The organism is Gallaecimonas sp. GXIMD4217 (genome assembly GCF_038087665.1).
Taxonomy (GTDB): domain Bacteria; phylum Pseudomonadota; class Gammaproteobacteria; order Enterobacterales; family Gallaecimonadaceae; genus Gallaecimonas.
In genome coordinates this window covers 226,407-247,068 of record NZ_CP149925.1, presented here as the reverse complement: position 1 = coordinate 247,068, position 20,662 = coordinate 226,407, and the positions used below count along the sequence as shown (strand labels likewise).

The window sequence follows — 20,662 nt, the reverse complement described above, 5'->3', positions numbered from 1 at the left end:
GGCTGTTCATAGTCATCGGTCTAACCGCCGCTCACTCACTCTTGGCGCAGCCCTGGCCGAATACCAGCACCGCTTTCACGAGCTGAGCGTAGACACAGAAGACGTGGCGGCCGGGATGAGACTCCAGGGTGAGCCTCGACAAAATCGCCGGGAGCGATTTTGAACATCGGAGCGCAGCGACGATAGCCCGCGGGGCGAGGGCCAGGAAGGCCCGAGTAACTGGGAGCACGGCTCCTGCGCAGGCGAACGCGACAAACTTGTCGGGAACAAGTTTGAACATCGGAGCGTTAGCGACGATAGCCCGTAGGGCGAGGCTCGAAGTGAAAGCACCGCTTTCACGCAGCTGAGCGCCGGCACACAGGACGTGCCGGCCGGGATGAGCTCCCAGGGATGGGTGGCAACTCAAGACAATAAGGCGCCTTCGGTGGGTTACGCTACGCTAACCCACCCTACGCAGCTGGGGCTACTGGTGACCTTCACATGGGACAAAATCGCTGGGCGAAGCTCGAAGTGAAAGCACCGCTTTCACGCAGCTGAGCGCCGGTACACAGGAGGTGCCGGCCGGAATGAGCTCCCAGGGATGGGTGGCAACTCAAGACAATAAGGCGCCTTTGGTGGGTTACGCTACGCTAACCCACCCTACGCAGCTTCATTCCCATGTGAGCGCCGCCATTGTCAGATGCCCAATACGAAAAAACCCCAGCTCTTTCGAGCTGGGGCTGTTTCGTATTAGGTGCTTGGCAGTGACCTACTCTCACATGGGAACCCCCACACTACCATCGGCGCTACTGCGTTTCACTGCTGAGTTCGGGATGGGATCAGGTGGTTCCACAGCGCTATTGCCGCCAAGCAAATTCGTTTCTTAACCCGCCTTGCGGCCAGTTAAGTCAATTCGGTAAAAGCTGATAACTCTGTAATCTAAGTCACTCTCTCTGAGTGCCCGACCGCCATGGATGGCGGAAGTGCAGAAGATTGTCTGGAACAATCTCTGCCTACAAAACCCTTTGGGTGTTGTATGGTTAAGCCTCACGGGCAATTAGTACTGGTTAGCTACATGCGTCGCCGCACTTCCACACCCAGCCTATCAACGTTGTAGTCTTCAACGACCCTTTAGGAGACTCGAAGTCTCAGGGATGACTCATCTTGAGGCTCGCTTCCCGCTTAGATGCTTTCAGCGGTTATCGATTCCGAACTTAGCTACCGGGCAGTGCCACTGGCGTGACAACCCGAACACCAGAGGTTCGTCCACTCCGGTCCTCTCGTACTAGGAGCAGCCCCTCTCAATCATCCAACGCCCACGGCAGATAGGGACCGAACTGTCTCACGACGTTCTGAACCCAGCTCGCGTACCACTTTAAATGGCGAACAGCCATACCCTTGGGACCGACTTCAGCCCCAGGATGTGATGAGCCGACATCGAGGTGCCAAACACCGCCGTCGATATGAACTCTTGGGCGGTATCAGCCTGTTATCCCCGGAGTACCTTTTATCCGTTGAGCGATGGCCCTTCCATTCAGAACCACCGGATCACTATGACCTACTTTCGTATCTGCTCGACGTGTCTGTCTCGCAGTTAAGCTGGCTTATGCCATTGCACTAACCTCCTGATGTCCGACCAGGATTAGCCAACCTTCGTGCTCCTCCGTTACGCTTTGGGAGGAGACCGCCCCAGTCAAACTACCCACCAGACACTGTCCCTAACCCAGATAATGGGCCGAGGTTAGAACATCAAACATACAAGGGTGGTATTTCAAGGATGGCTCCACGATAACTGGCGTTACCGCTTCAAAGCCTCCCACCTATCCTACACATGTAGGCTCAATGTTCAGTGTCAAGCTGTAGTAAAGGTTCACGGGGTCTTTCCGTCTAGCCGCGGGTACACTGCATCTTCACAGCGATTTCAATTTCACTGAGTCTCGGGTGGAGACAGCGTGGCCATGGTTACACCATTCGTGCAGGTCGGAACTTACCCGACAAGGAATTTCGCTACCTTAGGACCGTTATAGTTACGGCCGCCGTTTACCGGGGCTTCGATCAAGAGCTTCGCTTGCGCTAACCCCATCAATTAACCTTCCGGCACCGGGCAGGTGTCACACCCTATACGTCCTCTTTCGAGTTTGCAGAGTGCTGTGTTTTTGATAAACAGTCCCAGCCACCTGGTCACTGCGGCTGCCGTCAGCTTAGAGAGCAAGTCTCATCACCAACAACAGCGTACCTTCTCCCGAAGTTACGGTACTATTTTGCCTAGTTCCTTCACCCGAGTTCTCTCAAGCGCCTTAGTATTCTCTACCTGACCACCAGTGTTGGTTTGGGGTACGGTTTCTTTTCATCTGAAGCTTAGAGGCTTTTCCTGGAAGCATGGCATCAACAACTTCGTTGCCGTAGCAACTCGTCTCGTGTCTCGACCTTAGGGACCCGGATTTGCCTAAGTCCCCAGCCTACGCACTTTCACCAGGACGACCGACGCCTGGCTTGCTTAGCCTTCTCCGTCCCCCCATCGCAATGAAAAGAAGTACAGAAATATTAATCTGTTTCCCATCGACTACGGCTTTCGCCCTCGCCTTAGGGGCCGACTCACCCTGCCCCGATTAACGTTGGACAGGAACCCTTGGTCTTCCGGCGAGCGGGTTTTTCACCCGCTTTAACGTTACTCATGTCAGCATTCGCACTTCTGATACCTCCAGCATGCCTCCCGACACACCTTCAACGGCTTACAGAACGCTCCCCTACCCAGCATACCTAAATATGCTGCCGCAGCTTCGGTGCATAGCTTAGCCCCGTTACATCTTCCGCGCAGACCGACTCGACTAGTGAGCTATTACGCTTTCTTTAAAGGGTGGCTGCTTCTAAGCCAACCTCCTAGCTGTCTAAGCCTTTCCACATCGTTTCCCACTTAGCTATGACTTGGGGACCTTAGCTGGCGGTCTGGGTTGTTTCCCTCTCCACGATGGACGTTAGCACCCACCGTGTGTCTCCCGGATAGTACTTTGCGGTATTCGGAGTTTGCATGGGTTTGGTAAGTCGGGATGACCCCCTAGCCCAAACAGTGCTCTACCCCCGCAAGTATTCGTCCGAGGCGCTACCTAAATAGCTTTCGGGGAGAACCAGCTATCTCCCGGTTTGATTGGCCTTTCACCCCTAATCACAGGTCATCCCCTAATTTTGCAACATTAGTGGGTTCGGTCCTCCAGTTGATGTTACTCAACCTTCAACCTGCCCATGACTAGATCACCGGGTTTCGGGTCTATGCCTTGCGACTGGACGCCCAGTTAAGACTCGGTTTCCCTACGGCTCCCCTATTCGGTTAACCTCGCCACAAAACATAAGTCGCTGACCCATTATACAAAAGGTACGCAGTCACCCCGAAGGGCTCCTACTGCTTGTACGTACACGGTTTCAGGTTCTATTTCACTCCCCTCGCCGGGGTTCTTTTCGCCTTTCCCTCACGGTACTGGTTCACTATCGGTCAGTTGGGAGTATTTAGCCTTAGAGGATGGTCCCCCTATCTTCAGTCAAGATACCACGTGTCCCGACCTACTCATCGTTTGCAACGACATCTGCCATTTCGTGTACGGGGCTATCACCCTGTATCGCGGAACTTTCCAGAACCTTCCACTATGACAGACGCTGATACACAAACTGGGCTCTTTCCCGTTCGCTCGCCGCTACTGAGGAAATCTCGGTTGATTTCTTTTCCTCGGGGTACTTAGATGTTTCAGTTCTCCCGGTTCGCCTCTGCACCCTATGTATTCAGATACAGATACCCAAGTTACCTTGGGTGGGTTTCCCCATTCGGAAATCATTGGCTCAAGCGGTTCTTATCACCTCACCAATGCTTATCGCAGATTAGCACGTCCTTCATCGCCTCCAACTGCCAAGGCATCCACCGTGTACGCTTAGTCACTTAACCATACAACCCCGAAGGGTTTCGCTGACGCGAACCATTTTCCGAAGAAAATGCCGTATGTTGACTAACACCTGGTTTTCGCCGGACACTCATCAAGTAGAGAGTGACTCGTTTAAATTTGCAGTGTTATCAGCTTTCCGAATTGTTAAAGAACCATGAAAGCCAGCGCTAAGGCTGGCTTCCAAGCAATCTGTGTGGACACTTCGAGACGTGTCATCCCTAAAGGTAAGGAGGTGATCCAGCCGCAGGTTCCCCTACGGCTACCTTGTTACGACTTCACCCCAGTCATGAACCACACCGTGGTAAACGCCCTCCCGAAGGTTAAGCTATCTACTTCTGGTGCAGCCCACTCCCATGGTGTGACGGGCGGTGTGTACAAGGCCCGGGAACGTATTCACCGTAGCATTCTGATCTACGATTACTAGCGATTCCGACTTCATGGAGTCGAGTTGCAGACTCCAATCCGGACTACGACGGACTTTATGGGATTCGCTTACCATCGCTGGTTCGCCGCCCTTTGTATCCGCCATTGTAGCACGTGTGTAGCCCTGCCCGTAAGGGCCATGATGACTTGACGTCGTCCCCACCTTCCTCCGGTTTATCACCGGCAGTCTCCTTAGAGTTCCCGACCGAATCGCTGGCAACTAAGGATAAGGGTTGCGCTCGTTGCGGGACTTAACCCAACATTTCACAACACGAGCTGACGACAGCCATGCAGCACCTGTCTCAGCGTTCCCGAAGGCACCAAGGTATCTCTACCAAGTTCGCTGGATGTCAAGGGCAGGTAAGGTTCTTCGCGTTGCATCGAATTAAACCACATGCTCCACCGCTTGTGCGGGCCCCCGTCAATTCATTTGAGTTTTAACCTTGCGGCCGTACTCCCCAGGCGGTCTACTTAACGCGTTAGCTCCGAAACCCACGTCTCAAGGACACAGACTTCAAGTAGACATCGTTTACGGCGTGGACTACCAGGGTATCTAATCCTGTTTGCTCCCCACGCTTTCGTGCATGAGCGTCAGTCTTTGTCCAGGTGGCCGCCTTCGCCACTGGTATTCCTTCAGATCTCTACGCATTTCACCGCTACACCTGAAATTCTACCACCCTCTACAAGACTCTAGCTTGCCAGTTCTAAATGCAGTTCCCAGGTTGAGCCCGGGGCTTTCACATCTAGCTTAACAAGCCGCCTGCGCACGCTTTACGCCCAGTAATTCCGATTAACGCTCGCACCCTCCGTATTACCGCGGCTGCTGGCACGGAGTTAGCCGGTGCTTCTTCTGCGAGTAACGTCACAGATGAGCCGTATTAAGACTCACCCTTTCCTCCTCGCTGAAAGTGCTTTACAACCCGAAGGCCTTCTTCACACACGCGGCATGGCTGCATCAGGGTTTCCCCCATTGTGCAATATTCCCCACTGCTGCCTCCCGTAGGAGTCTGGGCCGTGTCTCAGTCCCAGTGTGGCTGATCATCCTCTCAAACCAGCTAGGGATCGTCGCCTTGGTAGGCCGTTACCCCACCAACTAGCTAATCCCATGTAGGCGCATCCGGTAGCGAGAGGTCCGAAGATCCCCCCCTTTGGTCCGTAGACGTTATGCGGTATTAGCCATCGTTTCCAATGGTTATCCCCCACTCCCGGGTAGCTTCCTACACATTACTCACCCGTCCGCCGCTCGCCGCCCATGTCTTCCCCCGAAGGTTCCGTCATGTCGCTGCCGCTCGACTTGCATGTGTTAGGCCTGCCGCCAGCGTTCAATCTGAGCCATGATCAAACTCTTCAATTAAAAGTTTGTGCTCAATGAATTGCTGAAGTGTTTGAACACTTCGAGTTCATTGAAAATTCGTTTTTGGGAATTTTCACAACCTCGAGTGCCCACACAGATTGCTTGGTCACATTGTTAAAGAACGTTCGCTTCTTCTCGAAGCGGGAGCCGCATTCTACCGACTCCGGATTTTCTGTCAAGCCCTTTGTTTCGGTCTTTTCAGAAAACTTGAGTTTTCAGCGCTTAGCGCCTTATCTCTCAAGCGGGCCGCCATTTTACTCAGTCTTCGTTGTGGGTCAAGGCCTTTTTTCGAGGTCTTTTCCGCGAAGCCGTTCGGTGGCGACAGGGGCGGCATTATAGGGATCCTGCCCTGGATCACAAGATCTTTTTTGCGATCTGGCAAAAAAGCCCAAAACAGCTTATTAGGTAATCAGTTGAACTCATTTTTTAACCAAGACTCATAATAATGACAACGATAAGAGGGGATCACCATGAAGGCGACAGTAGCCGGCGCCTTGCTGTTCAGCAGCTCTTTACTGTTTGGTGCACCATGCCACGCCAATAATTCCCTGGCCAACCTGCTCAACAGCCAGGTCACCCACCAGCAGAGTATCGGCAAGGGCGTCCGCCTGGTGCTTGAAAACTACCCGGGCGCCGCCGATGAGATCCTGCAGCTGGCCTTTCGCCAGTATCCCGACCATATCGAGGAGATCGTTCGAAGTGCCGCCGCCATTAATCCGGCAATGTCGGTGTTGGCGGTGGAATATGCTCTGCAGCAGCCCAGCGTAAGTGCCGCCGCCATCGTCAAGGCCGCCATGGCCGGCGATTCCGCCTGTGCCGACATGGTGATCACCGAAGCGGTAAGCGAGTCGCCGGAGGACTTCCAGGACATAGTAGCAGTGGCCATCTCCAGCGAACCACTGGAAGTGGACAGCATAGTACAGACGGCGGCAGAGGCGGACCCCAGCCAACTCAGCGCCCTACTCTACCTGGTGGAGAAACTGGTGCCGGAGCAGCTGGATGCGATCATGGAAAGCCTGGCGGCCATGTTTCCGGACAGACAGGCCGAGCTGGCAGAGGTAAAGGAAGAAAATGAGCAGCAATAAAAAAGCCGGGCAGAGCCCGGCTTTTTAGTACTTGCAAATCGCTTATTCAGCAGCGGCTTCTTCAGCGGCTTCTTCCGCAACGGGGCGGTCAACCAGCTCTACAAAAGCCATGGGGGCGTTATCGCCGGCACGGAAACCGCACTTCAGGATGCGCAGGTAACCACCGGGGCGTTCTTGGTAACGCGGACCCAGTTCGTTGAACAGTTTGCCAACAACCTCGTTGTCACGGGTGCGGGCGAAGGCCAGACGACGGTTAGCAACGGTGTCGTTCTTGGCCAGGGTGATCAACGGCTCAACCACGCGGCGCAGCTCTTTCGCTTTCGGCAGGGTCGTCTTGATAACTTCATGACGAACCAGGGAGCTAGCCATGTTGCGGAACATGGCCTGGCGGTGGCTGCTGTTGCGATTTAGTTGACGACCACTCTTACGATGGCGCATGGGTGTTTCCTTATAACTAAATCAGTTGAACTTGCGACCTGGCTTAGTCTTTATCGACCAAGCTAGCGGGCGGCCAGTTCTCCAGGCGCATGCCCAGAGACAGACCACGGGAGGCCAGCACGTCTTTGATTTCGGTCAGAGACTTCTTACCGAGGTTGGGCGTCTTGAGCAGCTCAACTTCGGTACGCTGTACCAGGTCACCGATGTAGTGGATGGCCTCTGCCTTCAGGCAGTTGGCCGAACGCACTGTCAGTTCCAAATCATCAACAGGACGCAGCAGGATCGGATCGAACTCCGGCTTTTCTTCCTTCTCGACCGGCTCGCTCATATCGCGCAACTCGACGAAGGCTTCCAGTTGCTCGGCCAGGATGGTGGCGGAGCGACGGATGGCTTCTTCGGGGTCGAGTGTGCCGTTGGTTTCCATATCGATAACCAGCTTGTCGAGGTCAGTACGCTGCTCGACACGGGCACGCTCCACGTTGTAGGCGATACGCTCTACGGGAGAGAAGGAAGCGTCTACCAGCAGTCGGCCGATAGGACGCTCGTCATCTTCATTGTTCAGACGAGAGGAAGCCGGGACGTAACCACGACCACGCTCAACCTTGACGCGCATGCTGATATCAGCATCGCCGGTCAGCGTACAGATGTGGTGTTCAGGGTTCATGATTTCCACATCACCGTCAGTGGTGATGTCACCAGCCACAACCGGGCCAGCGCCACTCTTGGTCAGCGTCAGAACAGCTTCGTCTTTACCGTGCAGGACCACTGCCAAACCTTTCAGGTTCAGCAGGATCTCGATGACGTCTTCCTGTACACCTTCCTTGCTCGAATACTCGTGCAATACACCGTCGATCTCCACTTCGGTCACGGCGGCGCCGGGCATGGAAGACAGGAGAATGCGACGCAGCGCATTGCCGAGGGTGTGGCCAAAACCGCGCTCTAGCGGCTCGAGCGTCACCTTCGCGCGAGTCGGGCTGATGCTTTCGATATCCACCAGCCTCGGCTTCAGAAAATCAGTTACAGAACCCTGCATATAGTCCTCTCTATTGCGTTAAGCCTTACTTGGAGTAAAGCTCGACGATCAGCTGTTCGTTGATGTCGGCAGACAGATCAGCACGCTCAGGAACGCGCTTGTAGACGCCTTCCATCTTATCTTTGTCAACTTCCAGCCAGGTCGGCTTTTCGCGCTGGTCAGCCAGCTCCAGGGCAGCTTTTACACGGGCCTGTTTCTTGGCTTTTTCGCGAATAGCGACAACGTCGTTAACGGACACTTGGAAGGAAGGAATGTTCACAACCTTGCCGTTGACTACGATAGCCTTGTGGCTAACGAGCTGACGAGCTTCGGCGCGGGTAGCACCAAAACCCATACGGTAAACTACGTTGTCCAGGCGACCTTCCAGCAGCTGCAGCAGGTTCTCACCGGTGTTGCCTTTGCGGCGGGCCGCTTCTTTGTAGTAAGAGCGGAACTGCTTCTCCAGAACACCGTAGATACGACGAACTTTCTGCTTTTCGCGCAGTTGCACACCGTAGTCGGACAGGCGGCCCTTGCGGGCACCGTGCTGACCCGGGGCTTGGTCAATCTTGCACTTGGAATCAATCGCACGCACACCGCTCTTCAGGAAGAGATCGGTACCTTCGCGGCGGCTGAGTTTGAGCTTAGGACCCAAATATCTTGCCATCTTTCTTCTCCACTATCCTCTGGAAGCGTTATACGCGACGCTTCTTCGGCGGACGACAACCGTTGTGCGGAATCGGCGTAACGTCAGTGATGTTGGTGATACGGAAACCGGCGGCGTTGAGCGCGCGGATCGCGGACTCACGGCCCGGACCGGGACCTTTCACGTTCACTTCCAGGTTCTTCACACCGTATTCAGCGGCAACGGTACCAGCGCGCTCGGCAGCAACCTGGGCTGCGAACGGGGTGGACTTACGGGAGCCACGGAAACCAGAGCCACCAGCGGTAGCCCAAGACAGGGCGTTACCCTGACGGTCTGTGATGGTTACGATAGTGTTGTTGAAAGAAGCATGTACGTGGGCGATGCCGTCAGCAACCTGCTTCTTTACGCGCTTGCGGGCGCGAGTCGGAGTTTTAGCCATCGTTTACCTACCCAATTATTTCTTAATCGGTTTACGAGGACCCTTACGGGTACGCGCATTGGTTTTAGTGCGCTGACCACGTACGGGCAGACTGCGACGGTGGCGCAGGCCACGGAAACAACCCAGGTCCATCAGACGTTTGATGTTCAGGGTGATTTCACGACGCAGGTCACCTTCAACGGTAAACTTGCCTACTTCGTCACGAAGCTTGTCGATCTGAGCCTCATCCAGTTCACGGATTTTGGTGCTCTCAGCAATACCGGCCGCGGCACAAATGGCCTTGGCACGGGTACGCCCGACACCATAAATGGCAGTCAGAGCGATAACAGCATGCTTATGCTCGGGAATGTTAATGCCGGCTATACGGGCCATTAACAGCACTCCTCTAACTATGTGGCTATCTGAGAAAGCCCGTAAGGATACCTAACAGACAGCCAATTTACAATCAAGCTGGCCTGAATCGGCCAGCCCCCAAATCTTAGCCTTGCCTTTGCTTGTGCTTCGGCTCGCTGCAGATCACGCGAACAACGCCGTGGCGTTTGATGACCTTGCAGTTGCGGCAGATTTTCTTAACGGATGCACGAACTTTCATTGCTTACTCCGTATGCTCCGGAACCAAGGACCCGGGCTTAACGCCCGTAACCCTTGAGGTTCGCTTTTTTCAGCACAGAATCATACTGATGTGTCATCAGGTGAGTCTGTACCTGCGCCATAAAGTCCATGATGACCACTACGATGATCAGCAGCGAAGTGCCGCCAAAGTAGAACTGGGCGTTGAAGGCCACCATCATGAACTCAGGAATCAAACAAACAAGAGTGATATACAGCGCGCCAGCCAGAGTCAGGCGGGTCATCACCTTGTCAATGTATCGGGCAGTCTGTTCGCCCGGGCGGATACCCGGAATGAACGCGCCACTCTTCTTCAGGTTGTCTGCCGTCTCACGCGGGTTGAACACCAGCGCGGTATAGAAGAAACAGAAGAAGATGATCGCAGCTGCATACAGCATCACGTACAGCGGCTGACCCGGAGACAGGGCCAGGGCTATTTCCTGCAGCCAGGACAGGGCCTGGTTCTCACCGAACCACTGCGCCACTGTACCCGGGACCAGGATGATGCTGGAGGCGAAAATCGGCGGAATTACCCCGGCCATGTTCACTTTCAGCGGCAGGTGGGTGCTTTGGGCAGCAAAGACGCGACGTCCCTGCTGACGCTTGGCGTAGTTGACGACGATACGGCGCTGGCCGCGTTCGACGAAGACCACTCCAAAGGTCACAACCACCATGATGACCGCGATCAGCAATACGACCAGGAAGTTCAAATCCCCTTGACGCCATTGCTCAGCCGTCTGGCCGATAGCCGGGGCCAGGCCCGCGACGATACCGGCGAAGATCAGTATGGAGATACCGTTACCGATACCCCTTTCGGTAATCTGCTCACCCAACCACATCAGGAACATGGTACCGGTGACCAGGCTCACCACGGCCGTGAAGTAGAAGCCGAAGCCGGGAGACAGTACGAGACCATCAACCATGTTCGGCAGACCGGTGGCGATACCGATAGACTGAACCAATGCCAGCAGCAGCGTACCCCAGCGCGTGTACTGACTGATCTTGCGGCGACCCGCCTCACCTTCCTTTTTCAGTTCGGCAAGGGCGGGGTGCACCACGGTCAGCAGCTGCACGATGATCGACGCCGAGATGTACGGCATGATCCCCAGTGCAAACACAGAGGCACGCTCAAGGGCACCACCGCTGAACATGTTGAACATGGCAACGATGGTGTCCTTTTGCTGAGCAAACAGATCGGCGAGGACGGCAGCGTCAATACCAGGAATGGGGACGAAGGATCCCGCCCGGAACACGATGATGGCTCCGAGCACGAAGAGCAGCCGGCTTTTCAGCTCAGACCACCCGCCTTGTGCCTTGTTTTTTTCCAGTCCTGGTTTAGCCATTGCCTATTATTCCTCGATCTTGCCGCCTGCAGCTTCGATAGCCGCACGAGCACCTTTGGTGACACGCAGGCCGCGTACTGTTACTGGACGCTCAATGCTACCAGACAGAACCACTTTGGCGAATTCAATATTGCGGGTGATGACGTTAGCTTCCTTCAGCGTGTTCAGGTCAACTACGTCACCTTCCACCTTGGCCAGTTCGGACAGGCGCACTTCAGCAGTCACCAGGGACTTGCGAGAAGTGAAACCGAACTTGGGCAGACGACGCTGCAGGGGCATTTGACCGCCCTCGAAACCAGCGCGTACTTTACCGCCGCTACGGCTCTTCTGACCTTTGTGACCACGGCCACCGGTCTTACCCAGACCGGAACCGATACCACGACCAACGCGCTTGGGAGCGCTCTTGGAGCCAGCAGCCGGGGAAAGCGTATTCAGTTTCATCTGATTAACCCTCCACCTTCACCATGTATTGAACCTGGTTGATCATACCGCGAACCATCGGAGTGTCCTCCAGCTCCACGGTGTGACCGATGCGACGCAGGCCCAGACCACGCAGGGTGGCTTTGTGCTTCGGCAGACGGCCGATAGAGCTACGAACCTGAGTTACTTTAACAGTCTTCTTTGCCATGGTGCTTTACCCCAGAATTTCTTCGACGGTCAGACCACGTTTGGCTGCTACCTGCTCGGGCGACTTCATGCCGGTGAGGGCATCGATGGTCGCACGTACCACGTTGATCGGGTTGGTAGAACCGTACGCTTTAGACAGTACGTTCTGAACACCAGCTACTTCGAGGACGGCACGCATGGCGCCACCGGCGATGATACCGGTACCTTCGGAAGCGGGCTGCATGTAAACACGAGAACCGGAATGACGGCCCTTGATCGGATGATGCAGGGTGTTGCCATTCAGTTGAACGGTTTGCATGTTACGACGGGCTTGTTCCATAGCCTTTTGAATGGCAGCAGGAACTTCGCGAGCCTTACCGTAACCGAAACCTACGCGGCCGTTACCATCACCGACTACAGTCAGCGCGGTGAAGGAGAAGATACGACCGCCCTTCACAACTTTGGATACACGGTTAACGCTGATCAGCTTCTCGATCAGGTCACCGTTCTGCTTTTCTACGTTCGCCATGAGCTACTCCTAGAATTGAAGACCGGCTTCGCGTGCAGCGTCCGCGAGGGCGGCTACACGACCGTGGTATTGGAAACCGGAACGATCGAAGGCTACGACTTTCACACCCTTTTCCAGGGCGCGCTCAGCGATAACCTTGCCTACCAGCTTGGCGGCTTCGACGTTACCAGTGGACTTAACCTGCTCGGCCAGCGCTTTTTCTACAGTAGAAGCAGCGGCGATAACTTCAGAACCGTTGGCAGCGATGAGCTGCGCATAGATGTGGCGCGGCGTACGGTGTACCACCAGACGATTCGCACCCAGCTCTTGGATCTTCTTGCGTGCGCGAGTAGCGCGACGCAGACGAGATGCTTTCTTGTCCATAGTGTTACCTTACTTCTTCTTCGCCTCTTTGCGCATGACGTGCTCGTCAGCGTAACGTACACCTTTGCCTTTGTACGGCTCGGGCGGACGATAGCCACGGATCTTGGCAGCCACTTGGCCAACCATTTGCTTGTCAGCGCCTTTGATAACGATTTCGGTTTGGCTCGGGCATTCGGCGGTCACACCTTCCGGCAGCTCGAAGTCTACCGGGTGGGAGAAACCGAGGGCCAGGTTCAGCTTTTTGCCTTGTACCTGGGCACGATAACCAACACCGATGAGTTGCAGCTTCTTCTCGAAGCCGTCAGTAACACCGATAACCATGTTGTTTACCAAGGCACGAGCAGTACCGGCTTGAGCGATTTCGCTCGCGCCTTCGGTCAGACCGAAGGTCAGCTGGCTGTCTTCCTGGTTTACGGCGACGGCGTCATTCAGGACGCGAGTCAGGCTACCGTTTTTACCTTTTACTGTGATTTCCTGGCCGTTGAGTTTTACCTCTACGCCGGCAGGAATAACCACAGGTGCTTTAGCGACACGAGACATTATTCCTACCTCCTTACGCTACGTAGCAGATGATCTCACCGCCCATGCCCGCTTTACGCGCAGCACGGTCGGTCATCACGCCTTTGGACGTAGAGACGATAGCGACACCCAGGCCACCCATCACCTTCGGCAGCTCATCTTTCTTTTTGTAGATGCGCAGGCCGGGACGGCTAACACGTTGGATGCTCTCAACAACCGGCTTACCCTCGAAATACTTCAGGGTAACTTCCAGCTCAGGTTTAACGTCGCCGCTTACGTTGTAATCAGCGATAAAACCTTCTTCTTTCAGCGTCTTGGCAATAGCCACTTTCAGCTTGGAAGAAGGCATGACGACCGCTACCTTACGGGCTTCTTGACCGTTGCGGATGCGGGTCAGCATGTCAGCAATAGGATCTTGCATGCTCATAGTGCTTCACTCCCGTGACTGTGGCTTACCAGCTGGCCTTCTTGAGACCAGGAATTTCACCGCGCATGGCCGCTTCGCGGACCTTGATCCGGCTCAGACCGAATTTGCGCAGATAGGCGTGCGGACGACCCGTGATGTTACAGCGGTTACGCTGACGGCTACGGGAAGAGTCACGCGGCAGAGTCTGCAGCTTGAGCACAGCGTTCCAACGATCTTCTTCAGAAGCGTTGACGTCGTTGATGATTGCCTTCAGGGCCGCACGCTTTTCAGCGTACTTCGCAGCCAGTTTGGCGCGCTTGGCCTCGCGGGCCTTCATGGATTGCTTTGCCATAACCCTACACCTTACTTTTTGAACGGGAAGTTAAAGGCAGCCAGCAGAGCACGACCTTCCTCGTCGGTGCGAGCGGTAGTGGTGATGGTGATGTCCATACCACGTACGCGATCGACCTTGTCGTAATCGATCTCGGGGAAGATGATTTGCTCGCGAACGCCCATGCTGTAGTTACCACGACCGTCGAAAGATTTCGGGTTCAGGCCGCGGAAGTCACGGATACGCGGGATAGCGATGGAAACCAGTCGCTCAAAGAATTCCCACATACGTTCGCCGCGCAGGGTTACTTTACAACCAATGGGGTAGCCGTCACGGATTTTGAAGCCCGCAACAGACTTGCGCGCCTTGGTGATCAGCGGCTTCTGACCAGAGATAGCAGCCAGATCCGCCGCAGCGTTCTCCAGCAGCTTCTTGTCAGCTACAGCTTCACCAACACCCATGTTCAGGGTGATTTTCTCAATCCGAGGGACTTGCATGACTGTCTTGTAGCCGAACTGCTCGAGCAGCTCTTTTACTACAGTCTCTTTGTAGTAATCATGCAGTTTCGCCATCGTTTACTCCGAATCTCAGTTGATTACTTCGTTGGTGGACTTGAAGAAACGAACTTTCTTGCCGTCTTCAATCCGGAAACCTACTCGGTCCGCCTTACCAGTCTGCGGGTTGTAGATAGCCACATTGGAAGCCTCGATAGCTGCTTCTTTCTCAATGATGCCACCTTGTACACCCAGGTAAGGGTTGGGCTTCTGGTGCTTCTTGACGATGTTAACGCCTTCAACGATCAGCTTGCCGGTGGACAGGACTTTGGTGACTTTGCCACGCTTGCCCTTGTCTTTACCTGCCAGCACGATCACTTCATCGTCACGACGAATTTTTGCTGCCATGGTTTCTCCTTACAGTACTTCCGGCGCCAGGGAGATGATCTTCATGAACTTCTCAGAACGAAGCTCACGAGTCACCGGGCCAAAAATACGGGTACCGATCGGCTGGCTGTTGGCATTCAACAGCACGGCCGCGTTACGGTCGAAACGGATGACAGAACCGTCCGGACGACGCACACCTTTCTTGGTCCGCACCACCACAGCGTTGACTACATCACCTTTCTTAACCTTACCGCGCGGAATGGCTTCCTTGACGGTAACTTTGATGATGTCGCCTACACCTGCATAGCGGCGGTGAGAACCACCCAGAACCTTAATACACATTACGCTGCGAGCGCCGCTGTTATCAGCAACGTCGAGCATAGTTTGCATTTGGATCATGTTAGTGCTCCGCTAAGTTTAACTACGACCCAAAATCGGGCCACCTTTGGCTGCCTAATAGCAAAGGCGCGACAGTTTAACACCATCGGGGCCTGCTTGTGTAGCCATTTGTCCAATAAAAATACAATGGCCCCGCAAGCGGGGCCATTGAGTCCTTTTCAAGCGCTTGGGCTAAGGATTAAACCTTGGCCGGACGCTCAACGATTTCAACCAGGGTCCAAGACTTTTTCTTGGACAGCGGACGGCACTCACGGATGGTGACGACATCGCCGGTTTGAACTTCGTTGTTTTCGTCGTGTACGTGCAGCTTGGTGGTACGCTTGATGAACTTGCCGTAGATCGGGTGCTTAACGAAGCGCTCGATAGCTACAACGAAGGACTTGTCCATCTTGTCGCTGACCACACGGCCCTGCAGAGTACGAACTGTCTTCTCGGTCATTACGCACCTGCCTTCTCGTTGAGAACAGTCTTAACGCGTGCGATGTTGCGACGCACCTTCTTGAGCTCGTGAGTCTGGTTCATCTGACCCGTGGCTGCTTGCATGCGCAGGTTGAATTGCTCACGCAGCAGGTTCAGCAGTTCAGCGTTCAGCTCTTCTACACTCTTCTGTTTCAGTTCAGTCGCTTTCATCACAACACCGTCCGAGTAACAAAGGTGGTCTTAAACGGCAGCTTGGCGGACGCCAGGGCGAACGCTTCGCGAGCCAGTTCTTCGGGAACACCGTCCATCTCGTACAGGACTTTACCGGGCTTGATTTGGGCGACCCAGTATTCGACGCCACCCTTACCTTTACCCATACGTACTTCAAGCGGCTTCTCGGTGATCGGCTTGTCGGGGAAGACACGGATCCAGATCTTACCTTGACGCTTGATGTGACGGGTCATCGCACGACGGGCCGCCTCGATTTGACGGGCAGTCATGCGACCACGGCCTACGGCCTTCAGGCCAAAGGAGCCGAAGCTCACTTTGTTACCAGAGGTCGCAACACCGCGGTTGCGCAGTTTGTGCTGCTTGCGGAATTTAGTACGTTTCGGTTGCAACATCGCTGGACCTCCTTACTTGCCACCTTTGCCTTTCTTCTTCGGCTCAGGCTTTTCAGCTACCGGCATACCGCCCAGGACTTCACCTTTGAAGACCCAAACTTTGATACCGATGACACCGTAAGTGGTGTGAGCTTCGGAAGTGGCGTAATCGATGTCAGCGCGCAGGGTGTGCAGGGGCACACGACCTTCGCGGTACCATTCGGTACGGGCGATTTCAGCACCGCCCAGACGGCCGCTGACTTCTACCTTGATACCCTTGGCACCCAGACGCATGGCGTTCTGTACGGCGCGCTTCATGGCGCGACGGAACATAACGCGGCGCTCCAGCTGACCGCCGATGTTATCGGCTACCAGCTTGGCGTCCAGCTCCGGCTTGCGTACTTCAGAAATGTTGATCTGAGCAGGTACGCCAGCAATTTTCGCAACCGCTTTACGCAGCTTCTCGACGTCTTCGCCTTTCTTGCCGATCACGACACCGGGACGAGCGGTGTGGATGGTGATGCGGATAGATTTGGCCGGACGCTCGATAACGATGCGAGAAACGGACGCATTCTTCAGTTCCTTGGTCAGGAACTCACGCACTTGGTGGTCGCTGTACAGGTTGTCAGCAAAGTTCTTGGTATCCGCGTACCAGGTCGCGTTCCAGGGTTTAACGATGCCCAGGCGAATACCATTAGGATGTACTTTCTGTCCCATTGTTTATCTCCCGGCTGTCATTAACGCTCAGCGACAACCACAGTGATGTGGCTGGTACGCTTGAGGATACGGTCGGCACGGCCTTTGGCGCGCGGCATGATGCGCTTCATGGTCGGACCTTCGTCGACGAAGACTTTGGATACCTTCAGCTCGTCAATGTCGAGACCGTGATTGTGCTCGGCATTGGCGATGGCGGATTCCAGAACCTTCTTGACCAGATCGGCTGCTTTCTTATTGCTGAAAGTCAGCAGCTCAACAGCCTTGGCCACCGGCAGACCGCGAACCTGATCAGCAACCAGGCGAGCCTTCTGCGCAGAGGTACGTGCAAAACGATGTTTAGCGATAGCTTCCATCTTTTACTCCTTAACGCTTCTTGGCTTTCTTGTCCGCGGCGTGACCACGGTAAGTACGGGTCGGCGCGAACTCGCCCAGCTTGTGACCGATCATTTCGTCGGTAACGTATACCGGAACGTGCTGACGACCATTATGGACAGCGATGGTCAATCCGATCATGTCGGGAATGATCATTGAGCGACGGGACCAGGTCTTAACCGGCTTTTTATCCCCGCTTTCCACCGCTTTCTCTACCTTCTTCAGCAAGTGCAGGTCAATAAACGGACCTTTCTTGAGAGAACGTGGCATGGTGATTCCTCTAAATTCGGTTACTTCTTGCTACGACTGCGCACGATGAACTTATCGGTACGCTTGTTCTTACGGGTCTTAGCACCTTTGGTCGGCTTACCCCACGGGGACACCGGATGGCGACCACCGGAAGTACGACCTTCACCACCACCGTGCGGGTGATCAACCGGGTTCATGGCAACACCACGAACGGTCGGACGAACACCGCGCCAGCGAGAGGCACCGGCTTTACCCAGTTGACGCAGCATGTGCTCGGCGTTACCTACCTCACCCAGGGTGGCGCGGCAGTCAGCCAGAACCTTGCGCATCTCACCGCTGCGCAGACGCAGGGTGATGTAAGCACCGTCGCGAGCAACGATCTGAGCGTAGGTACCAGCGGAACGAGCCATCTGAGCACCCTTACCCGGCTTCAGTTCAATCGCGTGAACGGTAGAACCGAGGGGGATGTTACGCATCGGCAGGGTGTTACCTGCTTTGATCGGAGCGTCTACGCCGCTTTGGATCTTGTCGCCAGCTGTCAGGCCCTTGGGAGCCAGGATGTAGCGACGCTCACCGTCAGCGTACAGAACCAGCGCGATGTTGGCGCTGCGGTTCGGATCGTATTCCAGGCGCTCAACGGTGGCAGGAATGCCGTCCTTGTTGCGCTTGAAGTCGATGATCCGGTAATGCTGCTTGTGACCACCACCGATGTGACGGGTAGTGATGCGGCCAGCGTTGTTACGACCGCCAGACTTGGACTTCTTGTCCAGCAGGGCAGCGAACGGTTTGCCTTTGTGCAGCTCCGCGTTGACCACTTTAACGACGTGGCGACGACCCGGAGATGTCGGCTTGCACTTAACAATAGCCATAACTCAGAATCCTCCCCTATTACTCTGCGCCGCCGGCGAAGTCGATGTCCTGACCAGCCTTGAGCGTGACGTAGGCTTTTTTCCAGTCGCTGCGACGGCCGATACGGGCGCCGTGACGCTTGGTCTTGCCTTTCATGTTCAGGGTGCGAACAGTGTCGACTTCAACTTCGAACAGCTTTTCCACGGCAGCTTTAACTTCTGCCTTGGTAGCGTCGGTGGCAACCTTGAAGACAACAGTGTTGGCCTTCTCGGCAACCATGGTGCTCTTTTCAGAGACGTGAGGGGCCAGGACGACTTTCAGAATGCGTTCTTCACGGATCATGCCAGCATCTCCTCGATCTGCTTCACTGCACCGGCGGTCATCAGCACCTTGTCAAAGGCGATGAGGGAAACCGGGTCGATGCCAGCGACGTCGCGCACATCAACCTTGTACAGGTTGCGAGCGGCCAGGAACAGGTTCTCGTCAACTTCTTCAGTGACGATCAGAACATCGTTCAGCTCCAGCTCTTTCAGCTTGGCAGCCAGTTCCTTGGTTTTCGGGGCTTCAACACCGAAGTTTTCCACGACCAGCAGACGCTCCTGACGAACCAGTTCGGACAGGATGCTCTTGATGGCACCGCGGTACATCTTCTTGTTTACTTTCTGCTCAAAGTTTTGAGGCTTGGCAGCAAAGGAAACACCACCGGAGCGCCAGATGGGGCTGCGGATGGTACCGGCACGGGCGCGGCCAGTGCCTTTCTGACGGAAGGGCTTCTTGCCACCGCCAGAGACTTCGGAGCGGGTCTTCTGAGCACGGGTACCTTGACGGGCAGCAGCGGCGTAGGCCACGACTACCTGGTGTACCAGAGCTTCGTTGAACTCACGCCCAAAGGTAGCTTCGGAAACTTCAAGAGCGCCTTGCGCGTCTTTCAATACCAATTCCATCACTAATCTCCTCAGACGTTACGCTTTCACAGCGGGTTTAACGATGAGGTCACCACCGGTAGCGCCGGGTACGGCACCTTTTACCAGCAGCAGGCCGCGCTCGGCGTCTACGCGAACCAGTTCCAGGTTCTGGGTAGTCACGCGCTCGGCACCCATGTGACCGGCCATCTTCTTGCCCTTGAATACCTTACCCGGGGATTGGTTCTGACCAATGGAGCCCGGAGCGCGGTGGGACAGGGAGTTACCGTGAGTAGCGTCCTGAGTGCGGAAGTTCCAACGCTTAACAGCACCAGCGAAGCCTTTACCTTTGGAGGTACCGGTTACGTCAACCTTCTTGACGTCATCGAACAGGCTCACAGTCAGCTCAGCGCCAACTTGCAGCTCTTCACCTTCGCCATCAGCCAGACGGAATTCCCACATGCCACGGCCGGCTTCTACGCCTGCTTTGGCAAATTGGCCCGCTTCCGGCTTGGTGACGCGGTTAGCCTTCTTGGTGCCAGTGGTTACCTGGATGGCACGGTAGCCATCGGTGTCCATGTCGCGGACCTGGGTAACGCGGTTGGCTTCTACTTGAATAACGGTTACGGGGATGGAAACGCCGTCTTCGGTGAAGACGCGGGTCATCCCAACTTTTTGACCGACTAGACCAATAGTCATTGTTAACCTCTAAGACTGTTTCTCAGTGTTCTATACGCAGAGGATCAACCGAGGCTGATCTGTACGTCGACGCCAGCGGCCAGATCGAGGCGCATCAGGGCGTCAACAGTCTTGTCAGTGGGTTCTACGATATCCACCAGACGTTTGTGAGTACGGATCTCATATTGGTCACGCGCGTCTTTGTTGACGTGCGGGGAGATCAGTACAGTGAAACGCTCCTTGCGCGTCGGCAGCGGGATGGGACCGCGTACCTGGGCACCGGTGCGCTTCGCAGTTTCTACGATTTCCGCAGTGGACTGATCGATCAGGCGGTGATCAAAGGCCTTAAGGCGGATACGGATACGCTGACTAGCCATTTCCTAGAGCTCCAGTAAAGAACTAAAGAACATAGATAAAAAAAACCGCCTCTACCATCACCCTTAGGGCAAGGAGAGGAGTCTTTCTATTACCTTCGGCCCCCGATTGGGGCCACTGTATTGGTGAGCGGCTGCTCACTCATATCAGCAAGAGCAATGCTTTCACGAGGAAAGCCCGGCAATTATACGCAACTGGCCGGGCCTT

General features: G+C 55.0%; 29 protein-coding genes and 3 rRNA genes. 1 reads left to right on the top strand and 31 read right to left on the bottom strand.

Annotated features, from left to right (window positions below; genetic code table 11):
* Positions 1 to 735: 735 nt before the first annotated feature.
* From rrf to WDB71_RS01250, 3 genes are all read right to left on the bottom strand, one after another.
* Positions 736 to 850 (bottom strand): 5S ribosomal RNA (rrf, locus tag WDB71_RS01260).
* Positions 851 to 1,015: 165 nt separating this feature from the next.
* Positions 1,016 to 3,910, bottom strand: a 23S ribosomal RNA gene (locus tag WDB71_RS01255).
* Between the two features lie 223 nt (positions 3,911 to 4,133).
* Positions 4,134 to 5,685: ribosomal RNA gene (locus WDB71_RS01250) — 16S ribosomal RNA — on the bottom strand.
* Together the 16S, 23S and 5S rRNA genes form the textbook arrangement of a ribosomal RNA operon.
* Before the next feature lie 470 nt (positions 5,686 to 6,155).
* Between WDB71_RS01250 and WDB71_RS01245 the strand changes: the two genes are divergently transcribed.
* Positions 6,156 to 6,770, top strand: a complete 615-nt coding sequence (locus WDB71_RS01245; RefSeq protein ID WP_341502842.1) for a hypothetical protein — start codon at positions 6,156 to 6,158, stop codon at positions 6,768 to 6,770.
* A 42-nt stretch (positions 6,771 to 6,812) separates the two neighbouring features.
* On the opposite strand, the gene rplQ is transcribed toward WDB71_RS01245, so the two are convergent.
* From rplQ to rpsJ, 28 genes are all read right to left on the bottom strand, one after another.
* Positions 6,813 to 7,208: a 50S ribosomal protein L17 gene (rplQ, locus tag WDB71_RS01240; RefSeq protein ID WP_341502841.1), complete on the bottom strand. Its 396-nt coding sequence runs from the start codon at positions 7,206 to 7,208 to the stop codon at positions 6,813 to 6,815.
* Positions 7,209 to 7,251: 43 nt separating this feature from the next.
* Positions 7,252 to 8,241, bottom strand: coding sequence for a DNA-directed RNA polymerase subunit alpha (rpoA, locus tag WDB71_RS01235; RefSeq protein WP_341502840.1), 990 nt, complete (start codon positions 8,239 to 8,241; stop codon positions 7,252 to 7,254).
* 25 nt (positions 8,242 to 8,266) lie between these two features.
* Positions 8,267 to 8,887: a 30S ribosomal protein S4 gene (gene rpsD, locus WDB71_RS01230; RefSeq protein WP_341502839.1), complete on the bottom strand. Its 621-nt coding sequence runs from the start codon at positions 8,885 to 8,887 to the stop codon at positions 8,267 to 8,269.
* 28 nt (positions 8,888 to 8,915) lie between these two features.
* Complete coding sequence (gene rpsK / locus WDB71_RS01225) at positions 8,916 to 9,305, bottom strand: 30S ribosomal protein S11 (RefSeq protein WP_341502838.1); 390 nt, start codon at positions 9,303 to 9,305, stop codon at positions 8,916 to 8,918.
* Positions 9,306 to 9,320: 15 nt separating this feature from the next.
* Positions 9,321 to 9,677: a 30S ribosomal protein S13 gene (rpsM, locus tag WDB71_RS01220; protein WP_341502837.1), complete on the bottom strand. Its 357-nt coding sequence runs from the start codon at positions 9,675 to 9,677 to the stop codon at positions 9,321 to 9,323.
* A 106-nt stretch (positions 9,678 to 9,783) separates the two neighbouring features.
* Complete coding sequence (gene rpmJ, locus WDB71_RS01215; protein WP_232800689.1) at positions 9,784 to 9,897, bottom strand: 50S ribosomal protein L36; 114 nt, start codon at positions 9,895 to 9,897, stop codon at positions 9,784 to 9,786.
* Positions 9,898 to 9,934: 37 nt separating this feature from the next.
* The gene (gene secY, locus WDB71_RS01210; protein ID WP_341502836.1) at positions 9,935 to 11,257 is read right to left on the bottom strand and encodes a preprotein translocase subunit SecY; all 1,323 of its coding nucleotides are present in this window, start codon (positions 11,255 to 11,257) and stop codon (positions 9,935 to 9,937) included.
* A gap of 6 nt (positions 11,258 to 11,263) precedes the next feature.
* A complete protein-coding gene (rplO, locus tag WDB71_RS01205) occupies positions 11,264 to 11,698 on the bottom strand; it encodes a 50S ribosomal protein L15 (RefSeq protein WP_341502835.1) in 435 nt (144 codons plus the stop codon).
* Between the two features lie 4 nt (positions 11,699 to 11,702).
* A complete protein-coding gene (gene rpmD, locus WDB71_RS01200; protein ID WP_341502834.1) occupies positions 11,703 to 11,885 on the bottom strand; it encodes a 50S ribosomal protein L30 in 183 nt (60 codons plus the stop codon).
* Between the two features lie 6 nt (positions 11,886 to 11,891).
* Positions 11,892 to 12,392, bottom strand: a complete 501-nt coding sequence (rpsE, locus tag WDB71_RS01195) for a 30S ribosomal protein S5 (protein ID WP_341502833.1) — start codon at positions 12,390 to 12,392, stop codon at positions 11,892 to 11,894.
* A gap of 9 nt (positions 12,393 to 12,401) precedes the next feature.
* Complete coding sequence (gene rplR / locus WDB71_RS01190; RefSeq protein WP_341502832.1) at positions 12,402 to 12,755, bottom strand: 50S ribosomal protein L18; 354 nt, start codon at positions 12,753 to 12,755, stop codon at positions 12,402 to 12,404.
* A 9-nt stretch (positions 12,756 to 12,764) separates the two neighbouring features.
* On the bottom strand, positions 12,765 to 13,295 hold the full coding sequence (gene rplF, locus WDB71_RS01185; protein WP_341502831.1) for a 50S ribosomal protein L6: 531 nt from the start codon (positions 13,293 to 13,295) through the stop codon (positions 12,765 to 12,767).
* 13 nt (positions 13,296 to 13,308) lie between these two features.
* A complete protein-coding gene (rpsH, locus tag WDB71_RS01180) occupies positions 13,309 to 13,701 on the bottom strand; it encodes a 30S ribosomal protein S8 (RefSeq protein ID WP_341502830.1) in 393 nt (130 codons plus the stop codon).
* A 25-nt stretch (positions 13,702 to 13,726) separates the two neighbouring features.
* Positions 13,727 to 14,032 carry a 30S ribosomal protein S14 gene (gene rpsN / locus WDB71_RS01175; protein WP_341502829.1) on the bottom strand — a complete coding sequence of 102 codons (306 nt, stop codon included), beginning with the start codon at positions 14,030 to 14,032 and terminating at the stop codon, positions 13,727 to 13,729.
* A gap of 11 nt (positions 14,033 to 14,043) precedes the next feature.
* The gene (gene rplE / locus WDB71_RS01170; RefSeq protein WP_341502828.1) at positions 14,044 to 14,583 is read right to left on the bottom strand and encodes a 50S ribosomal protein L5; all 540 of its coding nucleotides are present in this window, start codon (positions 14,581 to 14,583) and stop codon (positions 14,044 to 14,046) included.
* A 15-nt stretch (positions 14,584 to 14,598) separates the two neighbouring features.
* Positions 14,599 to 14,913, bottom strand: a complete 315-nt coding sequence (rplX, locus tag WDB71_RS01165; RefSeq protein ID WP_341502827.1) for a 50S ribosomal protein L24 — start codon at positions 14,911 to 14,913, stop codon at positions 14,599 to 14,601.
* Positions 14,914 to 14,922: 9 nt separating this feature from the next.
* Entirely contained in the window at positions 14,923 to 15,291 is a 369-nt protein-coding gene (gene rplN, locus WDB71_RS01160) for a 50S ribosomal protein L14 (RefSeq protein WP_341502826.1), read from the bottom strand.
* 178 nt (positions 15,292 to 15,469) lie between these two features.
* Entirely contained in the window at positions 15,470 to 15,730 is a 261-nt protein-coding gene (gene rpsQ / locus WDB71_RS01155) for a 30S ribosomal protein S17 (protein WP_341502825.1), read from the bottom strand.
* Positions 15,730 to 15,921, bottom strand: a complete 192-nt coding sequence (gene rpmC, locus WDB71_RS01150; protein WP_341502824.1) for a 50S ribosomal protein L29 — start codon at positions 15,919 to 15,921, stop codon at positions 15,730 to 15,732. Before rpmC ends, rpsQ begins: the two co-directional genes overlap by 1 nt.
* Positions 15,921 to 16,334 (bottom strand): 50S ribosomal protein L16, encoded by a 414-nt coding sequence (rplP, locus tag WDB71_RS01145; RefSeq protein WP_341502823.1) that lies wholly within the window; start codon positions 16,332 to 16,334, stop codon positions 15,921 to 15,923. Before rplP ends, rpmC begins: the two co-directional genes overlap by 1 nt.
* 12 nt (positions 16,335 to 16,346) lie before the next feature.
* The gene (rpsC, locus tag WDB71_RS01140; protein ID WP_341502822.1) at positions 16,347 to 17,030 is read right to left on the bottom strand and encodes a 30S ribosomal protein S3; all 684 of its coding nucleotides are present in this window, start codon (positions 17,028 to 17,030) and stop codon (positions 16,347 to 16,349) included.
* A gap of 20 nt (positions 17,031 to 17,050) precedes the next feature.
* A complete protein-coding gene (gene rplV / locus WDB71_RS01135) occupies positions 17,051 to 17,383 on the bottom strand; it encodes a 50S ribosomal protein L22 (protein ID WP_341502821.1) in 333 nt (110 codons plus the stop codon).
* Positions 17,384 to 17,393: 10 nt separating this feature from the next.
* Entirely contained in the window at positions 17,394 to 17,672 is a 279-nt protein-coding gene (gene rpsS, locus WDB71_RS01130; protein ID WP_341502820.1) for a 30S ribosomal protein S19, read from the bottom strand.
* A 20-nt stretch (positions 17,673 to 17,692) separates the two neighbouring features.
* The gene (gene rplB, locus WDB71_RS01125; RefSeq protein ID WP_341502819.1) at positions 17,693 to 18,520 is read right to left on the bottom strand and encodes a 50S ribosomal protein L2; all 828 of its coding nucleotides are present in this window, start codon (positions 18,518 to 18,520) and stop codon (positions 17,693 to 17,695) included.
* 19 nt (positions 18,521 to 18,539) lie between these two features.
* The gene (rplW, locus tag WDB71_RS01120) at positions 18,540 to 18,842 is read right to left on the bottom strand and encodes a 50S ribosomal protein L23 (RefSeq protein WP_341502818.1); all 303 of its coding nucleotides are present in this window, start codon (positions 18,840 to 18,842) and stop codon (positions 18,540 to 18,542) included.
* Positions 18,839 to 19,444 (bottom strand): 50S ribosomal protein L4, encoded by a 606-nt coding sequence (rplD, locus tag WDB71_RS01115; RefSeq protein WP_341502817.1) that lies wholly within the window; start codon positions 19,442 to 19,444, stop codon positions 18,839 to 18,841. The genes rplW and rplD overlap by 4 nt, the downstream gene beginning before the upstream one ends.
* Positions 19,445 to 19,462: 18 nt before the next feature.
* On the bottom strand, positions 19,463 to 20,101 hold the full coding sequence (gene rplC, locus WDB71_RS01110) for a 50S ribosomal protein L3 (RefSeq protein WP_341502816.1): 639 nt from the start codon (positions 20,099 to 20,101) through the stop codon (positions 19,463 to 19,465).
* 44 nt (positions 20,102 to 20,145) lie between these two features.
* Positions 20,146 to 20,457 carry a 30S ribosomal protein S10 gene (rpsJ, locus tag WDB71_RS01105; protein ID WP_341502815.1) on the bottom strand — a complete coding sequence of 104 codons (312 nt, stop codon included), beginning with the start codon at positions 20,455 to 20,457 and terminating at the stop codon, positions 20,146 to 20,148.
* Between the last annotated feature and the right edge of the window lie 205 nt (positions 20,458 to 20,662).